Here is a 620-nt window from a genome sequence, read left to right as displayed (position 1 = left end):
GGGTGACGGCGTACCTTTTGTATAATGGGTCAGCGACTTACATTCAGTGGCAAGCTTAACCGATTAGGGAAGGCGTAGCGAAAGCGAGTCCGAACAGGGCGTTGAGTCGCTGGGTGTAGACCCGAAACCAGATGATCTATCCATGGCCAGGTTGAAGGTGCGGTAACACGTACTGGAGGACCGAACCCACTAACGTTGAAAAGTTAGGGGATGAGCTGTGGATAGGGGTGAAAGGCTAAACAAATCTGGAAATAGCTGGTTCTCTCCGAAAACTATTTAGGTAGTGCCTCGTGTCTCACCTTCGGGGGTAGAGCACTGTCATGGTTGGGGGGTCTATTGCTGATTACCCCGCCATAGCAAACTCCGAATACCGAAGAGTGCAATCACGGGAGACAGACATCGGGTGCTAACGTCCGGTGTCAAGAGGGAAACAACCCAGACCGCCAGCTAAGGTCCCCAAATATAGCTAAGTGGGAAACGAAGTGGGAAGGCTAAAACAGTCAGGAGGTTGGCTTAGAAGCAGCCACCCTTTAAAGAAAGCGTAATAGCTCACTGATCGAGTCGTCCTGCGCGGAAGATGTAACGGGGCTAAGCTATATACCGAAGCTGCGGACGCACAG

General features: G+C 51.8%; 1 rRNA gene. It reads left to right on the top strand.

Annotation, left to right across the window (positions count from 1 at the left end):
• Positions 1 to 620, top strand: a 23S ribosomal RNA gene (locus AC07UK_RS38855); the annotation flags it as partial.

This window comes from Cupriavidus sp. GW821-FHT07C08, assembly GCF_059419025.1.
Note: the sequence above shows the minus strand (reverse complement) of the source record. Positions and strands in the feature narration are given on the sequence as shown.